General features: G+C 71.2%; 15 protein-coding genes. 6 read left to right on the top strand and 9 right to left on the bottom strand.

Going from position 1 to position 15,259, the window contains the following annotated elements:
* Both KME80_RS23255 and KME80_RS23250 read right to left on the bottom strand, forming a co-directional pair.
* On the bottom strand, nt 1-977 hold a 977-nt coding region (locus KME80_RS23255), incomplete at its 3' end, for an ATP-binding cassette domain-containing protein (protein ID WP_219508226.1).
* A gap of 149 nt (nt 978-1,126) precedes the next feature.
* Nucleotides 1,127-1,576, bottom strand: a complete 450-nt coding sequence (locus KME80_RS23250; RefSeq protein WP_246645519.1) for a MarR family winged helix-turn-helix transcriptional regulator — start codon at nt 1,574-1,576, stop codon at nt 1,127-1,129.
* 84 nt (nt 1,577-1,660) lie between these two features.
* Between KME80_RS23250 and KME80_RS23245 the strand changes: the two genes are divergently transcribed.
* On the top strand, nt 1,661-2,806 hold the full coding sequence (locus KME80_RS23245) for an FAD-dependent oxidoreductase (RefSeq protein ID WP_219508224.1): 1,146 nt from the start codon (nt 1,661-1,663) through the stop codon (nt 2,804-2,806).
* Here KME80_RS23245 and KME80_RS23240 read toward each other — a convergent pair.
* Nucleotides 2,768-3,646 carry a 4-hydroxy-tetrahydrodipicolinate synthase family protein gene (locus KME80_RS23240; RefSeq protein WP_219508223.1) on the bottom strand — a complete coding sequence of 293 codons (879 nt, stop codon included), beginning with the start codon at nt 3,644-3,646 and terminating at the stop codon, nt 2,768-2,770. The genes KME80_RS23245 and KME80_RS23240 overlap by 39 nt on opposite strands.
* 71 nt (nt 3,647-3,717) lie before the next feature.
* Here KME80_RS23240 and KME80_RS23235 point away from each other — a divergent pair, with 71 nt between their 5' ends.
* Both KME80_RS23235 and KME80_RS23230 read left to right on the top strand, forming a co-directional pair.
* Nucleotides 3,718-4,599 carry a LysR family transcriptional regulator gene (locus KME80_RS23235; RefSeq protein WP_219508222.1) on the top strand — a complete coding sequence of 294 codons (882 nt, stop codon included), beginning with the start codon at nt 3,718-3,720 and terminating at the stop codon, nt 4,597-4,599.
* 43 nt (nt 4,600-4,642) lie between these two features.
* Nucleotides 4,643-6,082, top strand: a complete 1,440-nt coding sequence (locus tag KME80_RS23230; RefSeq protein WP_246645517.1) for an ATP-binding protein — start codon at nt 4,643-4,645, stop codon at nt 6,080-6,082.
* 133 nt (nt 6,083-6,215) lie between these two features.
* On the opposite strand, the gene KME80_RS23225 is transcribed toward KME80_RS23230, so the two are convergent.
* Nucleotides 6,216-7,172, bottom strand: coding sequence for a serine hydrolase domain-containing protein (locus KME80_RS23225; RefSeq protein WP_246645515.1), 957 nt, complete (start codon nt 7,170-7,172; stop codon nt 6,216-6,218).
* Between the two features lie 620 nt (nt 7,173-7,792).
* Here KME80_RS23225 and KME80_RS23220 point away from each other — a divergent pair.
* Nucleotides 7,793-8,452, top strand: a complete 660-nt coding sequence (locus KME80_RS23220) for a hypothetical protein (protein ID WP_219508221.1) — start codon at nt 7,793-7,795, stop codon at nt 8,450-8,452.
* Between the two features lie 51 nt (nt 8,453-8,503).
* Nucleotides 8,504-9,112 carry a thymidylate synthase family protein gene (locus tag KME80_RS23215; RefSeq protein ID WP_219508220.1) on the top strand — a complete coding sequence of 203 codons (609 nt, stop codon included), beginning with the start codon at nt 8,504-8,506 and terminating at the stop codon, nt 9,110-9,112.
* Here KME80_RS23215 and KME80_RS23210 read toward each other — a convergent pair.
* Both KME80_RS23210 and KME80_RS23205 read right to left on the bottom strand, forming a co-directional pair.
* Nucleotides 9,039-10,478 (bottom strand): MFS transporter, encoded by a 1,440-nt coding sequence (locus tag KME80_RS23210; RefSeq protein ID WP_219508219.1) that lies wholly within the window; start codon nt 10,476-10,478, stop codon nt 9,039-9,041. The two genes, KME80_RS23215 and KME80_RS23210, sit on opposite strands and share 74 nt — an antisense overlap.
* Nucleotides 10,479-10,521: 43 nt before the next feature.
* A complete protein-coding gene (locus tag KME80_RS23205) occupies nt 10,522-11,199 on the bottom strand; it encodes a class I SAM-dependent methyltransferase (RefSeq protein WP_219508218.1) in 678 nt (225 codons plus the stop codon).
* 206 nt (nt 11,200-11,405) lie between these two features.
* On the opposite strand from KME80_RS23205, the gene KME80_RS23200 reads away from it, so the two are divergent.
* The gene (locus KME80_RS23200; protein ID WP_246645513.1) at nt 11,406-12,731 is read left to right on the top strand and encodes an LCP family protein; all 1,326 of its coding nucleotides are present in this window, start codon (nt 11,406-11,408) and stop codon (nt 12,729-12,731) included.
* 100 nt (nt 12,732-12,831) lie between these two features.
* Here KME80_RS23200 and KME80_RS23195 read toward each other — a convergent pair whose 3' ends face one another.
* From KME80_RS23195 to KME80_RS23185, 3 genes are all read right to left on the bottom strand, one after another.
* Nucleotides 12,832-13,950, bottom strand: a complete 1,119-nt coding sequence (locus tag KME80_RS23195; protein ID WP_219508216.1) for an aromatic ring-hydroxylating oxygenase subunit alpha — start codon at nt 13,948-13,950, stop codon at nt 12,832-12,834.
* A 10-nt stretch (nt 13,951-13,960) separates the two neighbouring features.
* Nucleotides 13,961-14,635 (bottom strand): VC0807 family protein, encoded by a 675-nt coding sequence (locus tag KME80_RS23190; RefSeq protein ID WP_219508215.1) that lies wholly within the window; start codon nt 14,633-14,635, stop codon nt 13,961-13,963.
* Between the two features lie 112 nt (nt 14,636-14,747).
* A complete protein-coding gene (locus tag KME80_RS23185) occupies nt 14,748-15,227 on the bottom strand; it encodes a tetratricopeptide repeat protein (protein WP_219508214.1) in 480 nt (159 codons plus the stop codon).
* Nucleotides 15,228-15,259: the final 32 nt, after the last annotated feature.

The raw sequence follows: 15,259 nt of genomic DNA, 5'->3' as shown, positions 1-15,259 counted from the left end.
GGGGGTGGGGGGACGGGGTGGGCGCGGAGCCAGGCGGCGCGTTGGTGGGACTGGCGGATGCGCCCGGCGGCGCCGTGGGTGCGGGAGCGGGCGCGCCAGGCGCCGGTGCCCATGCCGGCCTTGGCGACCTTGCGCGGGATGGCGGCGAGCCGGCCGGCGTTGGCGGTGACGAGGCCGGCGTGCCGGGCGAGCTCGGCCTTCCACTCCTCGTGCGCCAGCGCCTGGGCGGCCCGTTCGGCGGCCTTGGCGGCGAGGTAGCCGCCGTAGCCGTTGCCGTAGCGGCGGACGGCGCCGTGGTCGACCTCCAGGATGCTGGTGGTGACCCGGTCGAGGAAGACCCGGTCGTGGGTGATGGCCACGACGGTGCCCCGGTGCGCGCGCAGGTGCTGTTCGAGCCAGGCGACGGCCTGGTCGTCGAGGTCGTTGGTGGGTTCGTCGAGCAGCAGCAGTTCGGGCGCGGAGGCGAGCGTGGCGGCGAGGGCGAGCCGGGAGCGTTCGCCGCCGGAGAGGGTGGCGACGGGCCGGTCGCGGGGGAGCCCGGGCAGGCCGAGGCCGTGCAGGGCGGCGTCGACCCGGGCGTCGGCCTCGTAGCCGCCGCGCGCTTCGAAGCGTTCGACGAGGGCGGCGTACGCGTCCAGGGTGTCCTCGGTGAGCGTCTGCTCGGCGGCGCGCATGCGGGTTTCGAGGTCGCGCAGGTCGGCGAGGGCGTGGTCGACGGCGTCGCCGACGGTGGCGCCGGGCGGCAGTTCGAGCGCCTGGGGCAGGTAGCCGACGCCGCCGGGCGCGGCGACGGTGAGTTCGCCGTTGTCGGGCCGCTCGGCTCCGGCGAGGAGTTTGAGCAGCGTGGACTTGCCGGAGCCGTTCTCGCCGATGACGCCGGTCTTCTCGCCGGGCTTGACGGTGAACGACACGCGGTCGAGCACGACGCGGTCGTCGTAACGCTTGGTGACCTGGGAGAGGGAAAGTTGGGTACGCAAGGAAGCACCACCTCCTGTTTTCGCGCGAACATGACGGCAGAGCGGGCGCGTGGCGGAGCGGTACGGCTCTACGCGGGGGCGCCCGGCGCGAACATCACAGGAAGCAGTAACCCATAGGGCGATGATCTAAGGCGATAAATCGGGATAAGTCAAGACCCTTTCCCCTCCGTCAGCTTCGCCGTGGCCGCGACCTGGATGGCGGTGGCGCGCTGGAGGAAGTCGACGATCACCTCCAGTTCCTCGTCGGAGTAGCCCGCATAAAGCTCGGTCAGCCCGGTCACCAGCGGCTCGAACAGCTCCCCGAACCCGGCGATCCGCTCGTAGTTGACCTCGACGATGACGCGCCGGCGGTCCTTGGGGTGGCGGACGCGCCGGACGAGCCACTTGGCCTCCAGCCGGTCGATGAGCCCGCTGACCGAGGCGGGGGCCAGCCCGGTGTGCTGCGCGATCTCCCCCGCTGTCAGCGGCCCGAGGCGTTGCAGCAGGTCGAGCGTCTTCTCCTCGCTCATCCCCAGGCCCATCCGCTCGCCCATGGCGGTGTGGTACATCACGGCGGCGTTGCTGTTGGCCCGTCCGGCGTCGGACAGGGCGTCGAGCAATTTCTTTCGGTGTTCCGAAATATCTCTGGACATCGGCGTCTCCATCGTCATATATTTCGTTCAGCCGAACGAAAGGTTATCACGATGAAGGCTCTGGTCATAGGCTGCGGCATCGGCGGCCCCGCGCTGGCGATGGCACTGCACGAGGTGGGCATCGAGGCGGAGATCTACGAGGCGTACGGAGACACCGCGCAGGGCGTCGGCTCGTTCCTCAACCTGGCGTCCAACGGCCTCGACGCGCTGCGCTCGCTGGGCCTGCACCGCGAGGTCATGGCGGTCGGCATCCCCACGCCGGCCATGGTCATGTGGAGCGGCACCGGCAAACGCCTGGGCACGGTGGCCAACGGACTCGCCCTGGACGACGGCACGGTCAGCCACACGATCCTGCGCTCCGACCTCTACCGGATCATGCGCGACGGGGCCGCCCGCCGTGGCGTGCGGGTCTCGTACGGCAAGCGCATGGTGTCCTTCGACGACACCGGCGACCAGGTGACGGCCACGTTCGAGGACGGGACGCGGGCGAAGGGCGATCTGCTGATCGCCGCCGACGGCGTACGGTCGCGCACCCGGCACCTGCTCGACCCGCAGGCGCCCGCCCCGCGCTACGCCGGGCTCTACAGTGGCGGCGGGATCATGCACGACCAGGACTTCACCGGCGAACCGGGCGTCTACCACATGGTGTTCGGGAAGCGGGCGTTCTTCGGCTACTCGGTGGCCGAATCGGGTGAGACCTGGTGGTTCGCGAACCTGCCACGCGCGCTCGGCGACGTGCCGGACGACTGGCGGCCGGTTCTGGTCGAGGCGTTCAAGGACGACGCGAACTTCTCGGCCGAGCTGGTCCGGCGGGCCGAGATCGGGCCGATGCTGCCCATCCACGACCTGCCGCCCGTGCCGGTCTGGCACCGGGGCAGGGTCGTGCTGACCGGCGACGCCGCGCACGCCACCTCGCCCAGCTCCGGCCAGGGCGCCTCTCTGGCCGTCGAGGACGCCGTCGTGCTGGCCCGCTGCCTGCGCGACGAGGCCGGCCACGAGGCGGCGTTCCGCCGGTTCGAGGCCGAGCGGCGCGGCCGGGTCGAGCGCGTGGTGGCGTACGCGAAGACGATCAGCAACAGCAAGGCGGCCGGGCCGGTGGCGCGGGTGTTCCGCGACGCGCTGATGCCGTTCTTCCTGAAGAAGAGCGCCAGCCAGGAGTCACTGGCCTGGATGTACCGCCACCAGGTCAGCCTGTGAGACGGCCGCGGCGCTCGCGGGCAGCAGCGGCAGCCGCACGTCCGGGGTCGAGATGAGGCCCCGGGCGTGCAGGACGCCCTTGATGACCGTGGGGTTCGGCTCGGCGAACAGCGCGGCCGAGATCGTGGCCAGCCGGTGCCCGAGCGCCCTGGCCCGGGCCACGTCCCCGGCGTGCCAGGCGGCGACCAGCTCGGCGAACCGGTCGGTCACCAGGTGTGCGGAGGCCAGGATGCCGCCCGCCGCGCCCAGCGCCAGCAGCGGCGAGATGAACGCGTCGTCGCCGCCCAGCACCGCGAACCCGTCGGGCAGGTCCCCGAGCAGGTCGACGGCGTCCTGGTCGATCCCCCCGGCCGCGTACTTCACGCCGGCGACCATCGGGTGCGCGCCCAGGTGCCGCAGCGTGGCCGCGCCCACCGCCTGCCCGGTCCGGTAGGGAATGTGGTAGATCACCAGCGGCACCGGCGTCCCTTCGGCCAGCGCCTCGAAGTGCGCGATCACCCCGCGCTCCGACGGCCGCAGGAAGTACGGCACCGTGACCAGAGCCGCGGCGACCCCGTCGGGCAGCTCGCTCAGCGCCCGCGCGACGGATCGCGTGTCGTTGCCCGTGACGCCCACGGTCAGGGGCGCCCCGCGCTCGCCGCAGATCCGCGCGCACACCTCGATCACCCCGGCCCGCTCGTCGGCGTCGAGCGCCGCCACCTCGGCGGTCGTCCCCAGCGCCACCAGCCCGGCCGCCCCCTGGTCGAGCACGTGCCCGGCCAGCTTCTCGACCGCGTCGTACGCCACCGCCCCCGTCTCGTCGAACGGCGTGATCAGCGGCACATGGATTCCACTCAGCATGCTTCGAGCTTGGCCCCTGGGCATTCGGTAGGTCCAGCGACGATTCGTGACGTCCACCGTAAGCTCGACTTATGCTCGACCCTCGCAAGCTGCACCTTCTACGCGAACTGTCCCGGCGCGGCACCATCGCCGCCGTCGCCGAGGCCGTCGCGTTCACCCCGTCAGCCGTCTCCCAGCAGCTCAGCGCCCTGGAACGGGAGGCGGGCGTGCCGCTGCTGCGCCGCACCGGCCGCACCGTCACGCTGACCCCCGCCGGACACCTCCTCGTCGAGCACGCCCAGGCCGTGCTCGAACAGCTCGAACGCGCCTCCGCCGCGCTCGCCGCCGTCCGCGGCGGCCCCGCCGGTCCGTTGCGCATCGGCGCCTTCCCCACCGCCGCCCGCGTCCTGCTCCCGCCCGCGCTCGCCGCACTCACCGGCGCGCACCCCGCCGTCATCCCGATGATCTCCGAGATCGACCCCGCCGACGTCTCCGCCGCCCTGCGCGCCGGCGAGCTGGACGTGGCGCTGGTCCACGAGTACGACTTCGTCCCGCCCGTCACCGACACGTCGCTGGAGACCGAGCCCCTGTTCAGCGAGCCGATGTACCTGACGAACCGGACCGCGATCGCCGACGCCTCCGGCGACCCGTGGATCGTCGGCAAACCCGGCACCCTCTGCCACACCATGACCATCCGGGCCTGCCAGGCCGCCGGCTTCGAACCCCTCGTCCGGCACTGCATCGACGACTTCGACACCGTCCTCGCCTTCGCCGCCGCAGGCGCGGGCGTCGCGCTGGTCCCGCGCCTGGCCGCCCTGTCGCCACCGCCCGGCGTCACCCTCACCCCGCTCCCCCTCAGCCGCCGCACCCTGGCCGCCTTCAGACGCGGACACGGCGACCACCCGGCCATCCGAGCCGCCCTCGCGGCCTTCCACACGGCGATCGGCGAGGTTAAGTCGGAACCATCTAAGTAAGATTGCTTCTTACTTAGATGGAATCGACTTTCCGGAGGCGGACATGGCGACCACGTTCACCGGGCGTGCCCACGATCTCCGCATCCTCGACGACCAGCTCCGCGGCGTAGCCGAGGGCAGGCATCCGACGCGAGGGCGCGCGCTGATCATGAGCGGTCGGCGCAGGGTCGGCAAGTCACGCCTCGTGCAGGAGTTCTGCGACCGGTCGAAGCTCCCGTACGTCATCTTCCAGGCCACCCGCGGCCGCGCCCCGGCGGCGGAGCGGCGCGATTTCGTCGAGGCCGCCGTTTGTGCCGGTCTTCCCGGAGCCGCGCTCGTCCAGGGGGTCGAGCCGGCGGACTGGAACGGCGCGCTCAGGGCGCTGGCCACTGCGGCCGCGGACTCACCCTGCATCGTGGTCCTGGACGAGGTCCCCTGGCTGATCGAGCAGGATCACGAGTTCGAAGGCGCTCTCCAGACGGTCTGGGACCGCTTCCTGTCCGACAAGCCGATCCTGCTGATCCTCGTAGGCAGCGATCTCACCATGATGGAAGCCCTCCAGGAGTACGGGCGCCCGTTCTTCGGGCGGGCGGCCGGCATGACGATCCGGCCGCTGTCTCTTGCCGACGTCGCCGAGATGACCGGGTTGCCCGCGGCCGACGCCGTGGACGCGCTCCTCATCACCGGCGGGTTCCCCGAGATCGTCCAGTCCTGGGAGCCGGGGCTGTCCCGCCTCGACTTCCTCCGCCGAAGCCTCGATTCGCCGCTGTCGCCTCTTCTCGCCGCAGGGGAGCTGTCCCTCCTCGGTGAGTTTCCCGCCGGCACGCACGTCCGCGCGGTGCTGGAGGTCATCGGCGCCGGCGAGCGCACGTTCGGCAAGATCGCCGAGAAGGTCGGCAACAACGCCGCGCTTCCCTCCGGAACGCTCGCTCCGATCCTCAAGACCCTGGTCGAGAAGCGGGTGGTGGCGGCGGAAGTCCCGCTCTCCACCAAACCCGAGGACAAGAACAAGCGTTACCGGGTGGCCGACCACTACCTGCGGTTCTGGCTGTCCTTCCTGCAGAAGGCGGTCGTCGACAGCGAGCGGGGACGCCCCGACGTGGCACTGCGCCGCATCGAGCGATCCTGGACGGCCTGGCGGGGGCGCGCGGTGGAGCCGATCATCCGCGAGTCCCTGGCCAGGGCCCTGCCGAACGACCGGTGGCCGGACACCGAAGAAGTCGGCGGCTGGTGGAACCGCCAGAACAACCCGGAGATCGACCTGGTCGGCGCGGACCGGGCGCCTGTGGCGAAGAACATCCACTTCGTCGGTTCCATCAAGTGGCTCGAACAACGGCGGTTCGACCGGCACGACTACGACGAGCTGACGCGGGGCGCCGCGTCCGTGCCGGGGGTCACCGGCCGGACCGCCTGGGTGGCCGTTTCCAGGTCCGGCTTCGAGCCCGGCCTCCCGGTCGAGCAGTGGGGCCCGGACGATCTGCTGGCCGCCTGGCAGGCTCACTAGCGGGGACGCTGCCGGATCGCCGGGACACCCGCCCAGTGCGCGTTGCCGCTGGTCGGCCGCCAAGGTCGCCGGCACCGGCACGCCCGTGACCCCGGCCTCGGCCATGCGATCGAGTCGGCCGGAGGGCCCGTTCCTAGTCCTGCTCGATCGCCTTCATGACGGCCGTGGTGCTGGGCTGCCCGAAGTCGTTGTAGTCGCCCGCCGTCACGGCCACCACCAGCCCCTGCGACGGGTCCAGGAACAGCCGCTGCCCGCCGTTGCCGTGCGCGCCGATCTTGCGCGGTTCGCCGGTGTCGATATACCAGTGATAGCCGTACGCGAAGTTCTCCCCGATCTCCACGCGGGGTCGCAGCATCTCGTCGAGCCATTCGGCCGGCACGATGCCGCGACCGCCGTCCAGCACCATCTCCCCGATCGTCGCCAGGTCGCGCGGCCTGAGCCGCAGCCCCGCCGGAGCCAGCGGCACCCCGTCGTCGCCGGTCGTCCACTCGAACGCGCCGATCCCGAGCGGCTCGAACAGCACCTCACGCGCGTACTCGGCCAGCGACCGCCCGGCGCCCCGCGCGATGATCCCGCCGACCAGCGTCGTGCCGCCCCCGCAGTACGACCACCGCTTCCCGGCCTCCTCGACGACGGGACGTTCCAGGACGTAGCGGTAGCGGTCGGGCGCCTCCTCCATGGCGAGCTCGCTGTTGGCGGTGCTCGTGTACGGGACGCTCTCGTCCCAGTCGAGGCCGAGCGTCATGGTCAGGGCATGTTCGATCGTGAGATGCGCCCGGGACTCATCGGCCACCAGGTCCGGATATTCCGGGAACTGCGCCACCAGCCCGGCCCCCGGCTCCGGCACCAGTCCGTCCTTCAACGCGATCCCGTACAGCAGGGCGACCACGCTCTTGCTCACGGACCGGACGTCGTGCAGCGTCGCGGCATCGAACGTCACATGCCCGAGCGCGTCCCCGAGCCGGTAGTCCTCCCCCGCCCCGTAGTGCTCCACCAGCACCTCACCGCGCCGCCGGACGACCAGCCCGTGCAGGTTCGGCGCCTCACCCGCCCTCAGCACGGCCTCGACGCGCTCTTCGATTGCCATCATGACCTCCCAGGATTCGGCACATCCTGGCATAGGGCATCACACGGTGTGAGAGTCAATTTCGCGGTCCAGACGCCCCGGGAGTCACGCTTCGAGCCGCCAGAGCGCGGCCATCTTGGCGTCGGCATGCGCGCCTCTACGGAAGGCGGCGTGGACGCGTCCGGGGCCGCCGGATCGTCGAGGGTCCAGTTCCTTGGCTTCGGGCGGGTTATCGCTGGTGAGAGTGCGTGTCTGGGCGATCTGCCGCTGTACCGGTGGGCGTTCTGCCGCACCCCCTGTGGGCGATCTGCCGCACCCCCTGTGGGCGATCTGCCGCTCCGGTATCGGCCCAACCACCCCAACCACCCCGACCGCGTGACGGGCGGCGGAGCGCGAGGGCTTGCCCTCGCCTCGTGGAGGGGCCGAAGGCCCCGGGAAGCACGCCGAGCGGGTGAGGGCGCGAAGCGCCTGACGGGCGAGCCCTTTGCCGACGGGGACGAGCGACACGATGGGGCACTGCCGAGGCTGGTCGCCGCTGCGAAGGCGACTTCCTGACGATTTGTTGGTACCAATGGTAAGAATCCCCGTCATTTCCCAAAGAGTGTGCTCATACTGGGGTTAAGGGAGAATGCGGGAGCACGCTCATGCGGAAACCACCCCCGGCCGACGGGCTCGGCCCGGCCCAGTTCCTCCAGTTGGCCACGGCCGATTTCACCGGGATCTACGCGGTCCACCTCGCCGCCAAGGAAGAGCGCCTGAAGATGACCAGGCTCGCGATGAGCCTGCTGTCTGGACCGTTCCTGGCGGCGATCGCGCTCACCAGCGCCAAGGTCGTCGACCCGGAGAGCCTGACCGCCTGGCAGAGCGTGCCCTGGTACCTGTTCGCGCTGGTGGTGGCGTTCGGGGTGCTGGCGGTGCTGCCGTTCCTGCGGCTGATCGAGGCGGTCAACGCGCACGCCAGGACGGCCCGCGCGATCAACAACTTCCGGCTCCTGTACGCGACCCGCCTGGCGGCGGACCTCGGCTGGTCGCCGAACCTGCCGGTCGACCCGCGCTTCCCCGAGACGTACGCGCCGCTGGCCTGGCCGGGCGTGAACGTCATGGTGCTGTCGCTGGTGAACTCCGCCTACCTGACGGTCGGCGTGACCGGCCTGGCCAGGCAGGAGCCGAACGCGCTCCTGCTGCTGTTCGGCGTCCTGATGGTGGCGCTGGTGCACTACTCGGTCTATTACGTGCGGTGCAACGTGTCGCGGCGGCGCCGGCTCCCCCGTAACCCGTACGAGTTCCCGAATCTGGAGACCTGAATGCCCGATCCTGCGGAGTGGGCGTCATGTGGGGAGGCGTGGATCTGGTTGATGCGCCATGTGTGGACGGAGGGGGCGCTGGCCGACGACGACCGGGGCCCGGTGATGGAGGGGCCGTCGGTGCTGTTCGAGATCGCCGAGGTGCGCCGGGACGACCCGATCGTGGAGCGTTACGGTGACGCCGAGCGGCTGGCGCTGTACGGCAGGAAGTTCAGCCAGGACACGGTGGTGGCGCCGTTCAAGTACAGCTATGGCGCCCGGATCAAGGGGCAGTTGCGCTGGGCCGCCGATCTGCTGCGCGTCAAGCCGTACAGCAAGAGCGCGTGGATCTCGCTCACGGTGCCGGGCGAGCCGTACGACTGCGTGCCGTGCCTGATCGGGCTGGCGTTCCGGATCAGGGAGGGCGCGCTGGTGATGACGGCGACGTTCCGCTCGCAGAACGCCTTCACCAGCTACCTGAACTACCTGCCGCTCGCCGAGGTGCAGGCGGGGATGGCGCACGAGCTGGGGCTGACGCTGGGCCCGATGCGGGTGTTCGTGGACGTGCCGCACCTCTACCTGGCCGACAGCACGCAGGTGCTGCGCGTCATGCGTCCTTGCCTGTCGAGGCCGCTGAGAGCGGGGCCGCGATGTCCTCCAGGCCGCGACGTTCGGCCTTGATGCCGAAGATCAGCTCGACCACGCCGGCCAGGATCATCAACGTCGCGCCGATGGCGAAGGCGAGCGCCGTGTCGCCGGGGACGCCGCTGGAGACCAGCTCGGCGAAGATCAGCGGACCGGCGATGCCTCCGGCGGCGGTGCCGATGGCGAAGAAGAACGCGATGGCCATGGCCCTGGTCTCCATCGGGAAGATCTCGCTGACCGTCAGGTAGGCGGAGCTGGCTCCGGCCGAGGCCACGAACAGCACCACGGACCAGCACGCCGTCAGCGTGACGGCGGTGAGCACTCCCTCGTTGAACAGCCACGCGGTGCCGAGCAGCAGCAGCCCTGAGCCGACGTAGGTGGCCGAGATCATCGGCACCCGTCCTACGGTGTCGAACAGCGGCCCGAGCAGCAGCGGCCCGAGGAAGTTGCCGACGGCGATGACCGCGAAGTAGTAGCCCGTGTGGGTGTCGATGCCGTAGAACGTCGACAGGATCTGCGCGTACCCGAAGGTGATCGCGTTGTAGAGGAACGCCTGCCCGATGAAGAGCGAAAGCCCCAGCACGGTGCGCTTCGGGTAGAGGGCCACCATCGTGTGCGCGATCCGGACGAACCCGATCGACTTGCGCTGGTGGATCGTCATCGACTGCGCGGGCTCCGGCAGGTGCCCGCCGACCTGCCGCTCGATGTCGTCGACGATCGCCTCGGCCTCCTGTTCACGGCCGTGGATGAACATCCAGCGCGGGCTCTCCGGCACGTGCCTGCGTACGAGCAGGATCGCCAGGCCCAGCACCACGCCGAGCCCGAACGCCACCCGCCAGCCGATGTTGACGGGCAGGTCGTTCAGCAGCGGCACGGTCAGCAGCGCGCCGCCGGCCGCGCCGAGCCAGTAGCTGCCGTTGATGAGGATGTCGATGCGCCCCCGGTGCCTGCTGGGGATGAGCTCGTCGATGGCCGAGTTGATGGCCGCGTACTCCCCGCCGATGCCGAACCCGGTGAGGAACCTGAACAGGAAGAACCACCACGCGCTGAACGAGAACGCCGTCATCAGCGTCGCCACGAGGTAGACGATCAGCGTGATGATGAACAGCTTCTTCCTGCCGAACCTGTCCGTCAGCCAGCCGAAGAACAGCGCCCCCGAGCAGGCCCCGGCCACGTAGAGCGCGGCGGCGAGGCCGGCCACCTGCTGCTGGGTGATGTCCAGGCCGCTGCCCGGCTTGGCGAGCTGGGCGGACAGGTTGCCGACGATCGTGACCTCTAGGCCGTCGAGGATCCAGACGGTGCCGAGACCGATCACGATCATCCAGTGCCAGCGCGACCAGGGGAGCCGATCCAGCCGGGCGGGCACTTTCGTGCTGATCGTGCCGATCTCCACGTCGCTCATAAGGTCACGTCGATACCCGCGTGGCGAACGGCAAACCCGGCGGTTACGGCTTACGCGCCTCCAGCAGCCACGTCGCGGCCCACGGCCCGCCGTACCAGAAGCGCGCGCCCAGGTCGCGCCTGCGCACGTCGGTGACGCCGAGCTCGCGCAGCGTGGCCTCGTACGCCTGCGTGTGCTTGTCGTCGGCGACGAGCAGCAGCCCGCCGGGCCGCAGCACCCGGTACGCCTCCTGGATCGTCAGCTCGCGCGTCGGCCGGCTCGACACCACCACGTCGTACGACTCGTCGGGGCACGGCAGTTCGCCGGGGTCGCCGGTGACCACCTCGACCCGGTCGGCGACGCCTTCGGCCTCGGCGTTCGCGCGTACGGCGGCCTCGCCCCGCGCGTGCCAGACGACGCCGGTGGCCCGTCCGCCCTCCAGCAGCCTGGCCGCTGTCATGAGCACGGCACCGCGGCCCGTCCCCAGGTCGAGCAGCTCCTCGTCCCCCTTGAGCCGCGCCAGCTCGCGCTCCCACACGGCGAACCTGCCGCGCCGCGCGGTGTAGAAGTAGCTGCCCGCGCTGGCCAGCGTGTAGCAGGCGGCGAACACGAAGGCGACGCCCGCCTCGGGGACGTCGTTGGCGTACGCGAGCGCCGCGAGGGCGGCCAGCAGCGCGCCTCCCGCGACGAGCCCTGCCAGAGCCCAAGCCGCGTCGAACCCGTAGTTTCCACGCACAATCACGTTATAACTCAAAGAATCTCTTGACCGGATATTGGCACGCCCCTTCCCTGAGGGCAGGTCATACAACGGCAAAGCGTCACTAACGTGGGAGGGATTGGCCAGAAGCGGGGGTTTGACCAGGCATGACAGGTAAGGAACGCGGTTTCGGGCCCGGAGCGAGCATCGTGCTCACGTTGGGCTCGGCCCTGCTGTGGGGCGTGGCACACATGGCAACACACCGCCACAAGACCGGCATCCTGCTCATGTCCATATATGTCCTGATGCTGGGCTTCATCCTCACGGTGCTGACCGCGTTCAGCGCCCGGCTGCTGTCGCTCGCCGTGCAGCCGCGCTGGATCACCGTGCTCGCGCTCGCCCTCGCCGTCCTCGCCGTCGCCTGGACCACCGTGATCATCTGGTCGTACCTGCTGGTCCGGCCCGCCTCCTCGCACGCGGTCGCCCGCGGCCTCACCGCCGCCCTGACCATCGCCCTGTGCGCGCTCGTCCTGGCCCCCACCGCGTACGCCGCCCGCCTGGCCTACCTGTCGCGCGACGTCGTCCACACCCTGTTCGCCGGCAACTCCTCGCCCGTCGTCGCCCAGGACCCGTGGAACGGCGCCCAGCGCGTCAACTTCCTGCTCATCGGCGCCGACTCCGCGCCCAACCGGCCCGGCGTCCGCACCGACAGCATGACCGTGGCCAGCGTCGACACCGCGACCGGCGCCACCACCCTGTTCGGCCTCCCGCGCAACCTCCAGAACGTCCCGATGCCGGCCGGCCCGCCGCGCGACCTGTTCCCCTACGGCTTCACCGGCGCGGGCGCGGCCACGCCCGGCCTGCTCAACGAGGTCTTCCAGTACGCCGAGGACCACCCCGAGATGGTCCCCGGCCAGCCTGACGGCAAGCGCGGCCCGGCGCTGCTGAAGGAGACCGTCAGCGGCATTCTCGGCATCCCGGTCAGCTACTACGCCATGATCGACATGAAGGGCTTCGCCGAGATCGTCGACGCGATGGGCGGCGTCCGCGTCACCGTCGAGGAGCCCATCGTCTACGGCAGGCACCGCGAAGGGCTGCTGCCCGCCGGCACCCGCAAGCTGAGCGGCGAGGAAGCCCTCTGGTACGGCCGCTCCCGCACCGACAGCGACGACTACGTGCGCATGGGCCGCCAGAAGTGCCTGCTCAACGCCGTGGTCAAGCAGGCGGACCCGGTGACCGTGCTCAACAGCTTCGAGAGCCTCGCCTCCGCCACCAAGCGCGCCATCTCCACCGACCTGCCGCAGGACGTGCTCCCGGCGCTCGTCGAGCTGTCGCAGAAGGTCAAGGACACCCACATCAGGAGCCTCAGCTTCGTCCCGCCCCTGATCAGCACCGGTGACCCGGACTGGCACCTGATCCGGCGCAAGGTCTCGCAGGTGCTCTCCGAGCGCCCCACGATCGCCACCGGCCACACCGCCCCCGACGGGACCGCCGCGCGCGGGGCCACGCCCGACCGGTCGTCCGACGCCACCCCGAGCCCCGAACGCCCGCTGACCCTGGACAGCGCCTGCGGCTAGACCCGCCGCAGCAGCATCGTCACGAACCCCAGCCGGCCACGGTAGCCGTCGAGCCAGATCTTCCCAGTGCGCCGACGCGGCCGCCCCGCGGGGCCGACCGTCACCCCGACGCCTCGGCGTCGAGGCGGGAAGCCAGGTAGCGCTGGAACTGCCACAGGGGGCGTTCGAGGTGGGAGAAGCGGCCCGCGGGCGGGTCGGGGGCGGCCGACAGCCCGCGCTGGACGCCGTGGATGGCCACCAGGTCCTCGTCCTGGATCAGCCGCAGCCCGGCGACCAGCGAGTCCAGGTAGGCCGGGAAGCCCGGCTGCCCGGCGGCGCCCGGCGGGACGAGGACGTGGAAGACTGCGTCGTGCGTCACCGGCCCGGTCGGCCACCAGGTGGCCCACACCGCGAGCCCCGATTGCAGGGCCAGGACGGTGTTGGGGAAGATCCCGGCGATGGTCAGCCCGGTGCCGGGGTCGGCCGGGTCGGGGGTGTGCATGGTGAACCAGCGGCCGTCGCACTCGTCGACGCGGGTGGCGCGGGCGGGCGCCACGGGTTCGAGCGTGTCGGCGTGGGTGCCCATGTGGTGGTAGTTCTCCGACCCGTTCTCCAGGGCGACCTTCCAGTTGGCGGGCACGTCGTCCCAGCGGATGGTCGCGGCGTGCGTCCAGGACGCCAGGTCGAACCCGCCCAGCACGGCGTCGAGGCCGGTCAGCTCCGGGGCGAGCGGCGGCGCGCCGGGGTCGAGGTTGAGCATGACGAAGCCGTGCCATTCCTCCAGCCGGTAGGCGGCCAGGCGGCAGGCGGCGCGGTCGAATCCGGGGGCGCGCATGAGCGGCGCCCCGGCGAGCCGTCCGGCGAAGTCGCCGTTGAGCCGGTAGGTCCAGGTGTGGTACGGGCAGGTCAGGCGCTTGAGCCGGCCCTGCTCCGGGGTGGTCTCGGGCGGCAGGATGTCCATGAACCGGTGGCGGCAGACCCGCGAGAGCGCGTGCAGCGTGCCGTCCTCGTCGCGGGTGAGCACCAGGGGCCGCCCGGGCAGGTCGAGCCGCAGGTAGGCGCCGGGGTCGGCGAGCTGGTCGGCGCGGGCGACGCAGAGCCAGTCGCTGCGGAAGATCCGCTCCAGCTCCAGGGCGTGGAACTCTGGCGAGGTGTAGGCCTCGGGCGGCAGGGTCTCGCTCTCGTCGAACGGCAGGCCGGCGATCCGTCGCACCTCGGCGGTGAGCTGGGTGGTCGTCATGGGTGCCCCCTCAGGTCGGGTAGTCGAGCACGATGCGGCCGTTGTCGGGGATCACCAGGCGGTGGCCGTGGCGCCGGTGGTAGCGGCGCGCGTGGATGACGCCCGCGGTGACGGCGGCGGCCACGAAGGCCAGCCCCGACAGCCGGACGAGCGGCACCAGGTCCGGCGGGACCGTGAAGGTCACCACCGCCGAGACGGCCGCGTCGAGCAGCAGCCCCGCGCCCCACAGCGCGGTGATCGTGCGGATGGCGCCGCGGTAGGCCGGGGAGGTCCGCCAGGCGGCCTCCCGCTCCGGCGCGCCGAGCTGGAGCGTGAGCTCCAGGGCGAGCGGCCGGGACGAGATCGCGGTGATCAGCGCCCAGCCGCCCGCGACGGCGCCGGTGAGCGCGTCCCTGAGCAGCAGCAGCCGCGGATCGCCGCTGAACAGCGAGCTGACGCCGGTCAGGGCCAGCGTGGCGATCGTGAACCGGTCGAGCCCGTCGATCCGCCCGCCGGCGATCACCTTGTGCGCCAGCACCGCCGCGGGCACCACGGCCCCGGCCATGAGAGCGAGCCACGGGCTCACTCCCAGGGCGCGCAGCCCGTAGAAGGCCGCGACGGGCACCACCACGAAGACCACCAGCATGATGGCCAGCAACACCTGCCAGGACGCCGTACGCGCCGCCGGCCGGGCTGTCAGGGTCATCGCGGTCACCCCCGAGCCGATCCCCCGATTGGTCAGCTCAACGCTACGACGCGATCACCTGCCGTCACATCGGCCCAGGGTCTGATCCCGGCTACATCCTTAGGTTGACGCGCTAGACCGTCTCGTCCAGATTGTCCGCGTAATAGGCGACGGCCCGCTCATAACCGCCCACGTGCCCGGCCTCCACGAGCAGCTTGAGCAGCGCGGAGACCGCCTCCCGCGACTCCCCCGCGTTGTAGAGCGCCATCGCCTCGAACACCCGCAGCCCCGGGTCTCCGGGGAACTCCTCCAGCGCCCGCCGGAACAGCGCCCGCGACTCGGCCACCCGTCCCAGCACCCGCAACGTGCTGCCCAGGCCGGTGAAGGCCCCCAGCCGGTCGCCGGGCGTCAGCCCGTCACCCGCCAGCGCCCGCTCGTAATAGGGCACCGCCTCGGCCTCCAGCCCGAGCGAGTCGTGCACCCAGGCGGTGTGGCAGGCGACCTCGGCGTCGTCCGGATATCGCTCCGCCAGGGCGAGCAGCGCCGTCCTCGCCTCCTCCTTCCTGCCTTCTTCACGCAACCGCACGGCCATCGCCAAATCATCGTTTCGCATGCACCGAGTGTGGCATGATGGTCACCCGTACG

The organism is Nonomuraea ceibae (assembly GCF_019396325.1).
GTDB classification, from domain to species: Bacteria; Actinomycetota; Actinomycetes; order Streptosporangiales; family Streptosporangiaceae; genus Nonomuraea; species Nonomuraea ceibae.
The sequence above is the reverse complement of the archived record's forward strand: the minus strand, read 5'-3'. Positions and strand labels throughout refer to the sequence as shown.

Coding starts and splice junctions, on each gene's coding strand:
- KME80_RS23245 (WP_219508224.1), top strand. CDS start 1,661: ATGAAGGCTCTGGTCATAGGCTGCGGCATCGGCGGCCCCGCGCTGGCG.
- KME80_RS23240 (WP_219508223.1), bottom strand. CDS start 3,646: ATGCTGAGTGGAATCCATGTGCCGCTGATCACGCCGTTCGACGAGACG.
- KME80_RS23235 (WP_219508222.1), top strand. CDS start 3,718: ATGCTCGACCCTCGCAAGCTGCACCTTCTACGCGAACTGTCCCGGCGC.
- KME80_RS23230 (WP_246645517.1), top strand. CDS start 4,643: ATGGCGACCACGTTCACCGGGCGTGCCCACGATCTCCGCATCCTCGAC.
- KME80_RS23225 (WP_246645515.1), bottom strand. CDS start 7,172: ATGATGGCAATCGAAGAGCGCGTCGAGGCCGTGCTGAGGGCGGGTGAG.
- KME80_RS23220 (WP_219508221.1), top strand. CDS start 7,793: ATGCGGAAACCACCCCCGGCCGACGGGCTCGGCCCGGCCCAGTTCCTC.
- KME80_RS23215 (WP_219508220.1), top strand. CDS start 8,504: ATGCGCCATGTGTGGACGGAGGGGGCGCTGGCCGACGACGACCGGGGC.
- KME80_RS23210 (WP_219508219.1), bottom strand. CDS start 10,478: ATGAGCGACGTGGAGATCGGCACGATCAGCACGAAAGTGCCCGCCCGG.
- KME80_RS23200 (WP_246645513.1), top strand. CDS start 11,406: ATGGCAACACACCGCCACAAGACCGGCATCCTGCTCATGTCCATATAT.
- KME80_RS23195 (WP_219508216.1), bottom strand. CDS start 13,950: ATGACGACCACCCAGCTCACCGCCGAGGTGCGACGGATCGCCGGCCTG.
- KME80_RS23190 (WP_219508215.1), bottom strand. CDS start 14,635: ATGACCCTGACAGCCCGGCCGGCGGCGCGTACGGCGTCCTGGCAGGTG.
- KME80_RS23185 (WP_219508214.1), bottom strand. CDS start 15,227: ATGCGAAACGATGATTTGGCGATGGCCGTGCGGTTGCGTGAAGAAGGC.